Source organism: Streptomyces sp. NPDC041940 (assembly GCF_055589465.1).
On sequence record NZ_JBVJBP010000026.1, the window covers coordinates 132,926 to 145,566 of the forward strand.

Sequence of the window (12,641 nt, forward strand, 5' to 3'; positions counted from 1 at the left end):
GAATCGTCCAAGCAATGGTCCCGGCGGCGTCAGAGCACGCTCGTCATGCCGCCGTCGACGTACAGCACCTGCCCGCTGATGAAGTCGGCGGCCGGGGAGGCGAGGAACAGCACCCCGCCCACCAGGTCCTGCGTACGGCCCCAGCGCCCGGCCGGGGTACGCCGCCGCACCCAGGCGCTGAACTCCTCGTCGTCGACGAGGGGCTTGGTCAGCTCGGTCTCGATGTAGCCCGGGCCGAGCCCGTTGACCTGCACTCCGCTCGGGCCCCAGTCCGCGCACATGCCCTTGGTGAGCATCTTCAGCGCGCCCTTGGTGGCCGCGTACGGCGCGATCCCGGGCCGTACGACCTCGCTCTGCAGCGAGCAGATGTTGATGATCTTGCCGTGGCCGCGTTCCGTCATCCGGCGCGCCGCCTCACGGCCGACCAGGAAGGCACTGGTCAGGTTGGTGTCCAGGATCCGGTGCCAGTCGGAGTCGGTGAACTCCAGCAGCGGGGCGCGCAGTTGCATGCCCGCGTTGTTGACGAGGATGTCGAGCGGGCCCACCCGCTCCTCGACCTCGGCGATCCCGTCCGCCACGGACGGTCCGTCGGTCACGTCGAACGAGGCCGTGTGCACCTTGTCGCCGGGCAGCCCGGCGGCGGCCTCGGCGAGGCGGTCCTTGTCGCGGCCGTTCAGGACGACCGTGCAGCCGGCTTCCGCCAGACCACGGGCCAGGGCGAGTCCGATGCCCCGGCTGGAGCCGGTCACCAGGGCCGTACGGCCGCCGATGTCGAACAGGGGGTGAGCGGTCATGGCCGTACCTCTCCTAGATCACCAGGGACAACAGCAGGACGATTCCGCCGGCGACCACCGAGATGATCGTCTCCATGACGGACCAGGTCTTGATGTTCTGGCCGACGGACAGCCCGAAGTACTCCTTCACCATCCAGAACCCGGCGTCGTTCACATGGCTGAAGAAGAGCGAGCCGGCACCGATGGCCAGGACGAGGAGGGCCGCGTGCGTCGTTGACATGTCGGCCGCGAGCGGGGCCACCAGGCCCGCCGCCGAGACGGTCGCCACCGTCGCCGAACCGGTCGCCAGCCGGATCACCACCGCGATCAACCAGGCCAGCAACAGCGCCGGGATCGCCCAGTCCTTGGAGATGTCCAGGACCATCTGGCCCACCCCGGTGTCGATCAGCGTCTGCTTGAAGCCGCCGCCCGCGCCGACGATCAGCAGGATGCCCGCGATCGGCGCGAGGCTCTTCTCGACGAGCGGCGATATCCGCTCCTTGGAGAACCCGGCGGGCCGCAGCAGCGTGAAGATGCCGACCAGCACCGAGGCGAGCAGCGCGATCATCGGGGCGCCGATGACGTCGAAGACCCGCTGGACCAGGTTCTCCGGGTCGTCGATGACGATGTCGACCAGCGCCTTGGCCAGCATGAGGATCACCGGCAGCAGGATCGTGAACAGGGTGGCGCCGAAGCCGGGGCGCTTCTCCAGGTCCTCGGAGGCACGCTGCGGAAGCATGTTCTCCGGGGCCGGCACGTCCACCCAGCGGGCGGCGTACTTCGAGAACACCGGACCGGCGATGATCACCGTGGGTATGGCGACCAGGACACCGAGGGCCAGCGTCACGCCCAGGTCGGCCTTGACCGCCTCGATCGCGACCAGCGGACCGGGGTGCGGCGGCACCAGGCCGTGCATCACGGACAGGCCCGCGAGCGCCGGGATGCCGATGCGCATCAGCGAGTAGTTGCCGCGCTTGGCGACCATCAGCACCACCGGGATCAGCAGCACGATGCCGACCTCGAAGAAGAGCGGCAGTCCGATCACGGAGGCGATCAGCACCATCGCCCACGGCATCGAACGCCCGCCGGCCTTCTCCAGGATGGTGTCGACGATCTGGTCGGCCCCTCCGGAGTCGGCGAGCATCTTGCCGAGGATCGCGCCCAGGGCGATCAGCACGCCGACGCCGGCGACCGTGGTGCCGAGACCGGCGCTGAAACTGAGGAGGACCTTGTCCAGGGGCGCTCCGGCGAGCGCCCCGAGCGCCAGCGACCCGATGGTCAGCGCCAGGAACGCGTGCAGCTTGAACTTGGTGATGAGCAGGACGATGACGGCGATGCCCGCCAGCACGGCGATGCCCAGCTGAGCGTGCCCGGCCGAGGTGATCGGCTCGGGTGCGTCCGCTGCCAGCATCTCGACGCTGAGTCTGGTCACGGGGGAGGTGTCCTTGGGGTCAGAGGAGTCGTGGGAAGGGAGCGAGGGGCTACTGGACGGGTTCGGGGAGATCCTCGAGCGCGCGCGCCGCCCGTTCGGTGATCTCCTCCGGGCTGCCCAGGACGTCCACGCGGACCCCCGCCTCGTCGCTCTCCAGCGGCTGGAGCGTGGCGAACTGGGAGTCGAGCAGCGCCGTGGGCATGAAGTGCCCCTGCCGGTGCGACATCCGGTCCTCGATCAGCGCGCGGTCGCCCGCGAGGTGCACGAAGACCACGCCGGGTGCGGCGGCCCGCAGCCGGTCGCGGTACGACCGCTTCAGTGCCGAGCAGCTGACCACCCCGCCGAGTCCGGCCCGCCCGTGCCCCCACGCGCCGATGGCGTCAAGCCAGGGCCAGCGGTCCTCGTCGGTGAGCGGTGTACCGGCCGACATCTTGGCGATGTTGGCCTGCGGGTGGAAGTCGTCGCCCTCGGCGTAGGGAACGCCGAGCCGGGCCGCGAGCAGGGGACCGATGGTGGTCTTGCCGGTGCCCGCGACGCCCATGACCACGACGACGTGGGGGGTGTTCATCGCTGCCTCACTGTCTGCTGTCTTCGTCGACACGTGATGTCGACGCAACTGAAACCCATTAGGTACGACGAATTCAAGACTCAGTGACAAATAAGTCTGACTTTTTGTCTCCGTGATCTACCCCGTACGCTGAGTGCATGAGCACACCGGGTCGAGGGCTGCACGGCCATGTACTGGACACCCTCGGCCCCGAGATCACGGCGGGCGAGTACCCCCCGGGCAGCGTGCTGCGCACGGACGAGCTGGCCCAGCGCTTCGACGTGTCGCGCTCCGTGATGCGCGAGGCGGTCCGCGTCCTGGAGTCCATGCACCTGGTCGAGTCCCGCCGCCGCGTCGGCGTGACGGTCCGCCCCAAGTCCGAGTGGAACGTCTACGACCCCGAGGTCATCCGCTGGCGCCTGGCCGGCGCCGACCGCGCCGGGCAGCTGCGGTCCCTCACGGTGCTGCGCTCGGCGGTCGAACCCGTCGCCGCGGGCCTCGCGGCCCGCCATGCCACCGCCGAGCAGTGCGCCGAACTCACCGAGTGCGCCCTCGGCATGGTCGCCAACTCACGCGGTCACAAGCTGGAGGAGTACCTCGTCCACGACGTCGCCTTCCACCGCGCCGTCCTGGCCGCCTCCGGCAACGAGATGTTCGCCCGACTCGGCGATGTCGTCGCCGAGGTCCTGGCCGGCCGCACCCACCACGACGTGATGTTCGAGGACCCCGACCCGGCCGCCGTCACCCTGCACGTCCAGGTCGCCGAGGCGGTCCGCGCGGGCGACGCGGTCCGCGCGGAGGAACTGACCCGGGAGATCACGGTCGGCGCCCTCCAGGAACTCGACATCCTGGCGCCCTGACGCTCAGTCGAGGATCTCGCCGTCGACGTACACCCAGGCCCCGTCCACCCGCTCGAACCGGCTCCGCTCGTGCAGCGATCCGCCCCGGTACGAGGCCCGGAACGTCACGGTCCCGGAGGTGTGGAACGCGGACCCGTCACCCGTGTCCAGGATCTCCAGCCCGGTCCACCGCATCCCCGCGTCCAGTTCGAGCCGCCCGGGCCGCGTCCGCGGATGCCAGGTCCGCAGCAGATACCCGGCGTCCCCGCGCACGAAGGCGCTGTACCGCGACCGCATCAACGCCTCGGCGGTCGGCGCGGCAGCGGCACCTGAGTGAAACCGGCCGCAGCACGCCTCGTAAGCCTGGGACAGCCCGCACGGGCAGGAACGCGAAGTCATGCCGCTCATTGTCTCGGACCGGGCAGCGGCGGCAGCGTCGTCCCGTACAGCCACAGGTCGAACAGCGCGTCCAGCGGCTCGTCCGTGAACCGCCCCACGTGCGCGGTGAAGTTCGCCGTCGTCACCGCCCCGCCCCGGTGCAGACCCGCCCACCCGCGCAGCATGCGGAAGAACGCGTCGTCACCGAGCGCGCACCGCACCGCGTGCAGGACGAGCCCGCCCCGCTGGTAGAGACGGTCGTCGAACATCAACTTCCGCCCCGGATCGGCCAGCCGGAGGTCCTGAGGCAGCGAGAACAACAACCGGTGTGCTCCGGCGGCCAGTTGCTGGGCGCTGCGCCCTCCCGAGCGCTCCGACCACAGCCACTCCGCGTACTTCGCGAACCCCTCGTTCAGCCAGATCTGCCGCCAGTCGGCGATGGACACGCTGTTGCCGAACCACTGGTGCGCCAGCTCGTGCGCGATCAGCCGCTCCGAACCCCGCTCCCCGTCCACGTGGTTGGACCCGAACAGCGACAACCCCTGTGCCTCGACGGGGACGTCGAGCTCCTCCTCGGTCACCACGACCGCGTACTCGTCGAACGGGTACGGCCCGAACAGCTCCTGGAACAGGTCCATCATCGCGGGCTGACGTGCGAAGTCCCGCGCGAACCGGGGGAGCAGATGCGCCGGAATGTGCCCGTGCTGCGGAACCCCGCCCGGGCCCGGGTCACCCAGCAGCACCGTCTGGTACTTCCCGATCGACAGCCCCACCAGATAGCTGGAGGTCGGCGCCGCCTGCTCGTACACCCAGGTCGTCGTCGAGGCCTTCGTCGTACGGGTGAGCAGCCGTCCACCGGCCACCACCGCGTAGGCCGACGGCGTCGTGACCGAGATCTGGTACGAGGCCTTGTCGGCGGGCCGGTCGTTGCACGGGTACCACGAGGGCGCCCCGACCGGCTGGCTCGCCACCAGCGCCCCGTCCTCCAGCTCCTCCCAGCCGAGGCCGCCCCAGGGGCTGTTCACCGGCCGGGGGTTGCCCGACCAGTGCACCTCGACGGTGAAGGCGGCACCGGGGCGCACCGGCTTGGCGGGGCGGACGCGCAGCTTGCCGCCCCGGTGCGTGTAGTGCGGCGTACGGCCGTCGACCTTCACCCGGCCCACCCGGAAGTCCGCCAGGTTCAGCTGGAACTCGGTGAGCTGGCCACGGCCCGCGATGGCGTTGATCCGCGCGGTTCCCGCCAGCCGGTTCGGCGCGGGGCGGTAGTCCAGCGCGAGCTCGTACCGGTGCACCCGGTACCGGAGGTCACCGTTGCCCGGGAAATACGGGTCCTGACCCACTGACTGCTGAACCGCCACTGTTGCGTCTGCTCCCTGCACTGCGCTCGTACGACGTCCACCGGCCCCCGGCCCCGGGGGATTCCGCCTAGCGACGCCAAGCCTCGATCGGGTTGCCCAGCCAGCGCGTGTCGTCGGGCACGGACTCCGCGGCCATCACCAGGGACGCCGGACCCAGCGTGGCGCGGGCCCCGACGGCGCTGCCGGGCAGGATGATTCCGCCCGGGCCCAGAGTGGCGCCCTCACGGAGGACCACAGTATCCGTCCGCAAGATCCGGTCGTGGAAGAGGTGGGTCTGAAGCACACAGCCCCGGTTCACGGTCGCCGCGTCCTCGAGCGTCACCAGATCCGTCTCCGGCAGCCAGTAGCTCTCGACCCACACACCCCTGCCGATGCGCGCACCGAGTCCGCGCAGCCACGCCGACAGCAGCGGCGTACCCGGCACGGCGCCGGCCAGCCACGGCACGGCCAGCACCTCGACGAAGGTGTCCGCCAGCTCGTTGCGCCACACGAAGGAGCTCCACAAGGGGTGCTCGGCCCGGCGATGCCGCCCCACGAGCAGCCACTTCGCCATGATCGAGACGAGCCCCGCCGCGCACCCCGCCCCGAGCAGCACGAGACCGGACAGCAGGGGAGCCCACACCCCGAGCGCGCACAGCGCCGCCCCCGTCGCCACCGCCAGCGCCGCCGAGCAGAACACCGGGACGATCCGGCAGAGCTCCACAAGACCGCGCGCCCACAGCAGCCGCGCGGGCGGGTCGTACGTCCGGCTCTGGTCGCCGTCGGACGCGGCCCGCGGCAGCTTCACCGGCGGCAGCCCCAGATACGAGCTGCCCTTCTTGGCCTTCTTCGGCGTCGCCGACAGCACACCCACCAGGCCACCGTCCGGCACGCTGCGCCCCGGCCCGGTCATCCCCGAGTTGCCGAGGAACGCACGCCGGCCGATCTCCGCGCGCCCGATCCGCAGCCAGCCGCCCCCGAGCTCGTACGGCGCGGTCAGGGTGTCGTCCGCCAGGAACGCGCCCTCGCCGACCGTGGTCAGACTGGGCAGGGCCAGCACCGTGGACACCTCGGCCCGCCGCCCGATCCGCATCCCGAGCAGCCGCAGCCACACCGGCGTGACCAGCCCCGCGTACAGCGGGAACAGCGTGTCCCGCGACCGGTCCATCAGCTGCGTCACGGTCCAGGCCTGCCAGCCCACCCGGCTGTGCGTGGCGTGCGTGCCCTCCCGCAGCCCGAGGCTCAGCAGCCGTACGGCGATCACGATCAGCAGCGCGTACGCAAGCCCGAAGGCGAGCGTCGCCGGCACCAGCGCGAGCACGGCACCGCGCAGGGCCGCACCGAGCCCGGCGTCCGGGGCGACGAACAGCCTCGCCACCAGCAGCGCGGCAGCCGCCGACACCACCGGCAACGCGGTCAGCGCGACACCCGTCACGCCGTACATCACCCGCCAGAACGCGCCCCGCCCGGGCCGCTCCTTCGGCCAGTTGCGCTTGGCCCGGCCCAGCTTGACCGCGGGCGCGCCGGCCCACCGCTGCCCGGTGGGAACCTGCCCGGAGACCGCCGAACCCGGCGCCACCTCCGCCCGCTTGCCCACCCGCGCGCCCGGGAAGAGCAGGCTGCGCGTGCCGACGACGGCGTGCGCGCCCACCTTCACCGTCCCGACCTCCAGCCGGTCGCCGTCCAGCCAGTACCCGGACAGGTCCACCTCGGACTCGACGGCCGCACCCCGGCCCAGCTTGAGGAGGCCGGTGACCGGCGGCAGCGAGTGCAGGTCCACGTCCTGCCCGACCTTGGCGCCCAGCGCCCGCGCGTACCGCTCCAGCCAGGATCCGGTCAGTGAGGTCGCCCCGCTGAACTCGGCCAGCCGCTCGGCCGTCCACAGCCGCAGATGGACGCTCCCGCCGCGCGGGTACCGGCCCGGCCGCACCCCCCGCAGCAGCAGCCGGGCCCCGCCCGCGGCGAGCGCCAGGCGCCCGGGCGGGCTGAAGAGCAGCACGGCGCCGGCCGCGACGAGCCACCAGGGCGCGGTCGGCAGCCAGGAGTAGGCGGGCAGCACGTTCCCGAGCGCGGCGAGCACCACGCTCCAGCGCAGCCCGAGCAGCGTGAACAGCGGAACCAGCAGCAGAAGCTGGACGAGCTGGGCCCGCCTCGGCACCGGTGCCACCACCCGCTGGTCGTTGTCGTCCTGGACCGACTCCTCCAGATGCCGGGCCAGCTTCCGCAGGACGGGCCGCTGGTAGATGTCGAAGACGGCGGCGCTCGGGTAGCGCGTGCGCAGCCGCGTCGTCAGCTGGGCGGCGGCCAGACTGCCGCCGCCTATCGCGAAGAAGTCGTCGGAGGCCGACGTCACCGGAATGCCGAGGACGTCCGTCCACTGCTCGGCGAGCCAGGCCTCGGTGCCGTACAGCGGCTCGGCCGGGCCGCCCGTCTCCAACCCCTCCAGCGGCCAGGGCAGCGCGTTGCGGTCGACCTTGCCCGACGTACGCGTCGGCAGCTCGTCGACCGGCGCGAGCAACGGCACCAGAGCGGCGGGCAGCTCGGCACGCAGCCGCTCGACGGCGGCCGCGTGGTCCCAGCCGTCCTGGAGGACGACGTAGCCCACGAGGAGCTGATTGCCGCTGCGGGCCGTACGCACCGCGGCGGCGGCGCCGGCCACCCCGGGCAGCGCCTGAAGCGCCGCGTCCACCTCACCGAGCTCGATACGGCGCCCGCCGAGCTTGATCTGCTCATCGGCCCGCCCGAGGAAGACCAGCCCCTCCGGCTCGGCCCGCACCAGGTCACCGCTGCGGTACGCCCGCTCCCAGCCCAGTGATTCGAGGGGCGCGTACTTCTCCGCGTCCTTCTCTGCATCGAGATACCGGGCGAGTCCGACCCCGCCGATCACCAGCTGACCGCTGCCACCCATCGGCACCGGCTCCCCGGCCTCGTCCACGACGGCCAGCTCCCAGCCGTCCAGCGGCAGCCCGATCCGGATCGGCTCCTCGCCGCTCATCAGTGAGGCGCACGCCACGACGGTCGCCTCGGTGGGCCCATAGGTGTTCCACACCTCGCGCCCCTCGGTCACCAGACGCTGTGCCAGCTCGGGCGGGCAGGCCTCGCCGCCGAAGATCAGCAGGCGAACGTCGTTGAGCGTCCCCGGCTCCCACAGCGCCGCCAGCGTCGGCACGGTGGACACGACGGTGATCTCCTGCTCGACCAGCCAGGGACCGAGATCGGCACCGCTCCTGACCTGCGAACGCGGCACCGGCACCAGACAGGCCCCGTGCCGCCACGCCAGCCACATCTCCTCACAGGACGCGTCGAAGGCGACGGACAGCCCCGCCATGACCCGGTCACCGGGCCCGATCGGCTCTTCTGCCAGGAACAGCGCGGCCTCCGCGTCCACGAAGGCGGCGGCGCTGCGGTGGCCGACGGCCACGCCCTTGGGCTTCCCGGTGGAGCCGGAGGTGAAGATGATCCACGCGTCGTGCCCGGCACCGGGCCGGGCGGCGGTGTGCCCGGCGGCATCGCCCAGGGTCAGCTCGTGACCGGCCCCGACGACCGCCCGCACCCCGGCCTCGCCGAAGACCAGCGCGGCCCGCTCGTCGGGGTCCTCGGCGTCCACGGGCACGTACGCGGCACCGGCGGCCAGCACGGCGAGGATCGCCACGTACAGGTCGTTGGTGCCCGACGGGACCCGGACACCGACGCGGTCCCCGAGCCCGACCTCGGCGGCGGCCAGTCTCCGCCGCAGGTTCTCCACCTCGACGCCCAGCGCGCGGTAGGTGAGCAGCCGGTGGCCGTCGTCGAGCGCGGGCTCGTCTGGATACGCGCGGACGGACGCCTCGAAGATGTCGACCAGGGTGCGTGGCGAGGCCGCGGGACCCGCGGAGAAGCGGGCCGGGTCGCGGAGTTCTGTGCTCAGCTCCCGGTCCAGCAGAGTGAGGTCGGGGCTTTCGTGCAGGGCGGCCATCGAATCCTCGCGTCTCGAACCCGGACCTTCCGGGGCGCCGACGGGCCCGCAGGTCTGCCTGGGGATGTTCCGTTTAGGCGCGAACAAGCCCAATACTCTAATGGCCGGGTGACTTCGTCCTGTCATGTCCGCCACCCGGAGGCAAACGCGAGACACCGCGTCGGTGCCACGCCACCCCCTCCGACCTGGGCTTCTCCCGGCAGGGCGAGATGTCGCCCACATTCCCGGGAAACGACGAACGGCCCCTCGACGAGAGGGGCCGTTCATTTTGTGTCCGAGGGGGGACTTGAACCCCCACGCCCGATAAAGGGCACTAGCACCTCAAGCTAGCGCGTCTGCCATTCCGCCACCCGGACAAGGTGTCTGTCGCGTGGGTTCTCCCCGCGGCGACGACGTAAACATTACCAGGCTTTCGAGGGTGTCCGATCACCCCCCGCCCGAGCCCCGGTGAGGTGTGAACGGCGCGTGACGGGCCGCAAGCGGTCTTGGGGAGCGGGCCGCGGAGAGAGAGGATGAGGGGGACCCACCAGCAGTGACAGCGGGAGGAAGCACGTGAGCGAGACGGACACGGCCAGGAGCGTCACCGGCGAGGACGAGGTCGTGGACCTCTGCCGCGAGCTGATCCAGATCGACACCAGCAACTACGGCGACCACTCGGGTCCGGGCGAGCGCAAGGCGGCCGAGTACGTCGCCGAGAAGCTCGCGGAGGTCGGGCTCGAACCGCAGATCTTCGAGTCGCACCCGGGGCGCGCCTCCACCGTGGCCCGGATCGAGGGCGAGGACCCGTCCCGGCCCGCGCTCCTCATCCACGGCCACACCGACGTCGTGCCGGCCAACGCGGACGACTGGACCCACCACCCCTTCTCCGGCGAGGTCGCCGACGGCTGCGTGTGGGGCCGCGGGGCCGTCGACATGAAGGACATGGACGCGATGACCCTCGCGGTCGTCCGCGACCGGCTGCGCAGCGGCCGCAAGCCCCCGCGCGACATCGTCCTCGCGTTCCTCGCGGACGAGGAGGCGGGCGGCACGTACGGCGCCAAGCACCTCGTCCGCAACCATCCCGGCCTGTTCGAGGGTGTCACCGAGGCGATCAGCGAGGTGGGCGGGTTCTCGTTCACCGTCAGCGAGCAGCGGCGGCTCTACATGATCCAGACGGCCGAGAAGGGCATGCACTGGATGAAGCTCACCGTGGCCGGCACCGCCGGGCACGGATCGATGATCCACCGGGACAACGCGATCACCGAGCTGTCGGAGGCCGTCGCGCGGCTCGGGCGGCACAAGTTCCCGGTGCGGGTCACCAAGACCACCCGCGCCTTCCTCGACGAGCTCGGCGACGCGCTCGGCACCGAGCTCGACCCGGAGGACATGGAGTCGACCCTCGTCAGGCTCGGCGGCATCGCCAAGTTCATCGGCGCGACCCTGAGCAACACGGCCAACCCGACGCAGCTCGGCGCCGGTTACAAGGTCAACGTCATCCCGGGCGAGGCGACCGCCCACGTCGACGGACGGTTCCTGCCCGGCCACGAGGAGGAGTTCCTCGCCGACCTCGACCGGATCCTCGGCCCGAACGTGCGCCGCGAGGACGTCCACGCCGACAAGGCCGTGGAGACCACCTTCGACGGGGCGCTCGTGGGGGCGATGCAGTCCGCGCTGCTGGCCGAGGACCCGACCGCCAAGGCGATCCCCTACATGCTCTCCGGCGGAACGGACGCCAAGTCCTTCGACGACCTGGGCATCCGGGGCTTCGGCTTCGTACCGCTGAAGCTGCCGCCGGAGCTGGACTTCGCGGGCATGTTCCACGGCGTCGACGAGCGGGTGCCGGTGGACGGCCTGAAGTTCGGCGTGCGGGTCCTCGACCGGTTCATCGACGCGTCCTGAATCGGACCTGCGATACGAAGTATTCGCTCGCCCGTACGGAACAGACTGGGAAGAGTGAATGCGACCATAAGCTCGTAGCCTCATTACTCCCTCCTCGTTACAGGTAATGCGATCGCAAGATGGGTCGCTTTGCCAACTAGGAGGAATAATGATCAAGAAGGTCGTCGCTGCTGCGGCTGCCACCGGTGGGCTGGTTCTCGCGGGCGCGGGCCTGGCCGTCGCCGACTCGGGTGCCCAGGGTGCTGCCGTGCACTCCCTGGGTGTCCTGTCCGGCAACGTTGTCCAGGTGCCCGTTCACGTCCCGGTGAACGTCTGCGGCAACACGGTCTCCGTGATCGGTCTGCTGAACCCCGCCTTCGGCAACACCTGCGTCAACAAGTGACGCTTCCCCCTCTCTGAGGGGAGCTCAAAAGCCATCGGTCCCGGAGCGCGTGCCATGCGCTCCGGGACCGAACGCTTCTTTTGAGTAATTCGAGAAGAATTCGAAACAGGGTCGAAGGTAGGTAATCAGCAATGCGACAGGTCACCCGCAAGGGTCTGATGACCGTGGCGGCCGCGACCGGCGTGATCGCCGCCGCGGGCGGCTCCGCTTACGCCGACTCGGGCGCGCACGGGTCCAGTTCGGGCTCGCCCGGCGTGCTCTCCGGGAACACGGTGCAGGCGCCGGTGCACGCGCCGGTCAACGTCTGCGGGAACACGGTCAACGTCATCGGCGTCCTCAACCCGTCGGTGGGCAACTCGTGCGCCAACAAGGGCGGTGGATCGCCGTCGGGCGGCCACGGCGGCTCGCACGCGGGCGGCCACGCCAGTGACTCGCCCGGCGTCGGCTCGGGCAACCACGTCCAGGTGCCGATCCACGTGCCGGTGAACGCCTGCGGCAACAGTGTCGACGTCATCGGCGTCGGCAACTCCAGCACGGGCAACGACTGCGCGAACGGCTCCGGCGGGCATCACACCGACCCGCCCGGCGGCGGATACGAGACGCCTCCCGGTAACCCGGGCGAGCCGGGGAACCCCGGCAATCCGGGGGAGCCCGGTAACCCTGGTGAGCCGGGGAACCCTGGCAACCCTGGTGAGCCCGGCAACCCGGGGGAGCCCGGCAATCCTGGTGAGCCTGGCAACCCCGGTAACCCGGGAGAGCCCGGGAACCCTGGTGAACCCGGGAACCCCGGAAACCCGGGCAACCCTGGCACCCCTGAGAACCCGGGCAACCCCGAGAACCCCGGCAACAAGCCGGGCGGCCAGTTCGTCACCCAGCCCAAGGGCGACGCCCAGCTCGCGGAGACGGGCAGCGAACTGCCGCTCGGCCTCGCCCTGCCGGCCGGCGCGGGCGCGCTGCTGGCGGGCGTGATCCTCTACCGCAAGGCGCGGGCCGCGGCCTGACCCCCACGGCAAACGGAGCGGGGGGGGCCGGGGGGGGGGGGGCGCTCGTCTTCGCCCCCTTTCCGTTTCCCGCTTTCCCGCCCCCCGCGGGCATGAACCTGTAGATGGGTCGCCGATGG

At 71.3% G+C, this 12,641-nt stretch carries 10 protein-coding genes and 1 tRNA gene; 4 read left to right on the plus strand and 7 right to left on the minus strand.

Annotated features, from left to right (window positions below; all coding sequences use genetic code 11):
* Window positions 1-29: 29 nt before the first annotated feature.
* From ACZ6I3_RS33855 to ACZ6I3_RS33865, 3 genes are read right to left on the minus strand one after another with little or no spacing between them, the layout of a single operon-like run.
* The gene (locus ACZ6I3_RS33855) at window positions 30-794 is read right to left on the minus strand and encodes an SDR family oxidoreductase (RefSeq protein WP_469419892.1); all 765 of its coding nucleotides are present in this window, start codon (window positions 792-794) and stop codon (window positions 30-32) included.
* 13 nt (window positions 795-807) lie between these two features.
* On the minus strand, window positions 808-2,205 hold the full coding sequence (locus tag ACZ6I3_RS33860) for a GntT/GntP/DsdX family permease (protein ID WP_469419894.1): 1,398 nt from the start codon (window positions 2,203-2,205) through the stop codon (window positions 808-810).
* Window positions 2,206-2,254: 49 nt separating this feature from the next.
* The gene (locus ACZ6I3_RS33865; protein ID WP_469419896.1) at window positions 2,255-2,773 is read right to left on the minus strand and encodes a gluconokinase; all 519 of its coding nucleotides are present in this window, start codon (window positions 2,771-2,773) and stop codon (window positions 2,255-2,257) included.
* A 137-nt stretch (window positions 2,774-2,910) separates the two neighbouring features.
* Between ACZ6I3_RS33865 and ACZ6I3_RS33870 the strand changes: the two genes are divergently transcribed.
* On the plus strand, window positions 2,911-3,612 hold the full coding sequence (locus ACZ6I3_RS33870; protein ID WP_469419897.1) for a FadR/GntR family transcriptional regulator: 702 nt from the start codon (window positions 2,911-2,913) through the stop codon (window positions 3,610-3,612).
* 3 nt (window positions 3,613-3,615) lie between these two features.
* Here ACZ6I3_RS33870 and ACZ6I3_RS33875 read toward each other — a convergent pair whose 3' ends face one another.
* From ACZ6I3_RS33875 to ACZ6I3_RS33890, 4 genes are all read right to left on the minus strand, one after another.
* The gene (locus ACZ6I3_RS33875; protein ID WP_469419899.1) at window positions 3,616-3,990 is read right to left on the minus strand and encodes a YchJ family protein; all 375 of its coding nucleotides are present in this window, start codon (window positions 3,988-3,990) and stop codon (window positions 3,616-3,618) included.
* 5 nt (window positions 3,991-3,995) lie between these two features.
* Complete coding sequence (locus tag ACZ6I3_RS33880) at window positions 3,996-5,327, minus strand: M1 family metallopeptidase (RefSeq protein WP_469419901.1); 1,332 nt, start codon at window positions 5,325-5,327, stop codon at window positions 3,996-3,998.
* A gap of 67 nt (window positions 5,328-5,394) precedes the next feature.
* The gene (locus tag ACZ6I3_RS33885) at window positions 5,395-9,261 is read right to left on the minus strand and encodes a Pls/PosA family non-ribosomal peptide synthetase (protein WP_469419903.1); all 3,867 of its coding nucleotides are present in this window, start codon (window positions 9,259-9,261) and stop codon (window positions 5,395-5,397) included.
* A 271-nt stretch (window positions 9,262-9,532) separates the two neighbouring features.
* Window positions 9,533-9,617: transfer RNA gene (locus ACZ6I3_RS33890), tRNA-Leu, on the minus strand.
* Window positions 9,618-9,813: 196 nt separating this feature from the next.
* On the opposite strand from ACZ6I3_RS33890, the gene ACZ6I3_RS33895 reads away from it, so the two are divergent.
* From ACZ6I3_RS33895 to ACZ6I3_RS33905, 3 genes are all read left to right on the plus strand, one after another.
* Window positions 9,814-11,139 (plus strand): M20/M25/M40 family metallo-hydrolase, encoded by a 1,326-nt coding sequence (locus tag ACZ6I3_RS33895; RefSeq protein WP_469419904.1) that lies wholly within the window; start codon window positions 9,814-9,816, stop codon window positions 11,137-11,139.
* A gap of 148 nt (window positions 11,140-11,287) precedes the next feature.
* A complete protein-coding gene (gene chpH, locus ACZ6I3_RS33900; protein ID WP_469419905.1) occupies window positions 11,288-11,521 on the plus strand; it encodes a chaplin ChpH in 234 nt (77 codons plus the stop codon).
* Window positions 11,522-11,652: 131 nt separating this feature from the next.
* Window positions 11,653-12,522: a chaplin gene (locus ACZ6I3_RS33905; protein ID WP_469419907.1), complete on the plus strand. Its 870-nt coding sequence runs from the start codon at window positions 11,653-11,655 to the stop codon at window positions 12,520-12,522.
* Window positions 12,523-12,641: the final 119 nt, after the last annotated feature.

Coding starts and splice junctions, on each gene's coding strand:
- ACZ6I3_RS33855 (WP_469419892.1), bottom strand. CDS start 794: ATGACCGCTCACCCCCTGTTCGACATCGGCGGCCGTACGGCCCTGGTG.
- ACZ6I3_RS33865 (WP_469419896.1), bottom strand. CDS start 2,773: ATGAACACCCCCCACGTCGTCGTGGTCATGGGCGTCGCGGGCACCGGC.
- ACZ6I3_RS33870 (WP_469419897.1), top strand. CDS start 2,911: ATGAGCACACCGGGTCGAGGGCTGCACGGCCATGTACTGGACACCCTC.
- ACZ6I3_RS33875 (WP_469419899.1), bottom strand. CDS start 3,990: ATGACTTCGCGTTCCTGCCCGTGCGGGCTGTCCCAGGCTTACGAGGCG.
- ACZ6I3_RS33885 (WP_469419903.1), bottom strand. CDS start 9,261: ATGGCCGCCCTGCACGAAAGCCCCGACCTCACTCTGCTGGACCGGGAG.
- chpH (WP_469419905.1), top strand. CDS start 11,288: ATGATCAAGAAGGTCGTCGCTGCTGCGGCTGCCACCGGTGGGCTGGTT.
- ACZ6I3_RS33905 (WP_469419907.1), top strand. CDS start 11,653: ATGCGACAGGTCACCCGCAAGGGTCTGATGACCGTGGCGGCCGCGACC.